The sequence below is a fragment of the Shewanella sp. 5S214 genome, from assembly GCF_041439795.1.
Lineage (GTDB): Bacteria > Pseudomonadota > Gammaproteobacteria > Enterobacterales > Shewanellaceae > Shewanella > Shewanella vesiculosa.
Genome location: NZ_JBGOOV010000081.1, coordinates 1 through 1,037 on the forward strand (window position 1 = coordinate 1; position 1,037 = coordinate 1,037).

Here is a 1,037-nt window from a genome sequence, read left to right on the forward strand (position 1 = left end):
ACTGGGTCATTCTATCTCTTCGATTTAGCTTCATTTGGTACGAATGTTAAGTTAAAAACTAACTTGGTTTTGCCCCCAAAGTTTGTAGGCCTTCGAATGAAGGTTTGGCATTTTTATGTTTGGTTTAGTGGGTTTAGCTGGGTGGGTATTGGTTAAATGAGTTTTGAAGTTTGTACCTTCATTGTAGTCAATCACTTGCAGTGGGCTTATGTGCAGATACTGCTTCGGGACGCTTTGCGCCATCCATGGCCGCTTAACGAAAACATCCCTGTTTTCGATACCCTCAGGCGCATCTATACTGGGTCATTCTATCTCTTCGATTTAGCTTCATTTGCTACGAATGTTAAGTTAACAGCTAACCTGGTTTTGTCCCATTCCTTGCTAGGGATGCCAATTCGCCGATTTCAACTTACTGAATAATTTTCAGTCTATTCGGGTAATAAAGGTTTGCTCGTCATCCACAAAAGCTACAAAGCCGCCGTGATAGATAAATACCCGACCACGCCCCTCAACTAAGCAGGCAAGTTGTGGGTCCAAATCTTCTTCGTTACCCTGTCTTTGATATGTGCCGATATCGGTGATTACGCCGCTGAGAGTAGGCAAATATCTATAAGTTAGCTTTGCTTGATCAACCAGGTTCAATTCGCTGGCGGTAGAGAAGCAAGAGGGTATCGTACCGGCTTCTTCGATAAACATAGTTTTCAGTTCTTCAAAAGCTGTGATCACTAGCCAGTCGATGCCGTTAACATGATGGATAAACATTGAGTTTCTCGGTAATTCTGATGCGGAGATTTTAACATTATCAGGGGCAGAACGTAGTAGAGATTTAGTAATTCTGTGCAATTTACGGTCATTCACTTGGCCACCTTGAAACACGTCTTTGCCCCAACGTTGGTTAGGCTATGACCTGCGGTCACTAACGTCGTGGTGCTTCGCCCACACCAGACCAAGAGGAAATCAACGGCTATTCCCTCTTGGAACTCCCAGCCGCCCCGCAACATTTTCGCTATTTACAAAACAACAGCTGCGAAAAGGTC

The 1,037-nt window shown here is 44.2% G+C and carries 1 protein-coding gene; it reads right to left on the reverse strand.

Annotated features, from left to right (window positions below):
* Positions 1–423: 423 nt before the first annotated feature.
* The gene (locus ACED29_RS21150; RefSeq protein ID WP_371698692.1) at positions 424–762 is read right to left on the reverse strand and encodes a cytosolic protein; all 339 of its coding nucleotides are present in this window, start codon (positions 760–762) and stop codon (positions 424–426) included.
* Between the last annotated feature and the right edge of the window lie 275 nt (positions 763–1,037).

What these genes read in the sequence shown, in the direction of transcription:
- ACED29_RS21150 (WP_371698692.1), bottom strand. Translation starts at nt 762, where the DNA reads ATGTTTATCCATCATGTTAACGGCATCGACTGGCTAGTGATCACAGCT.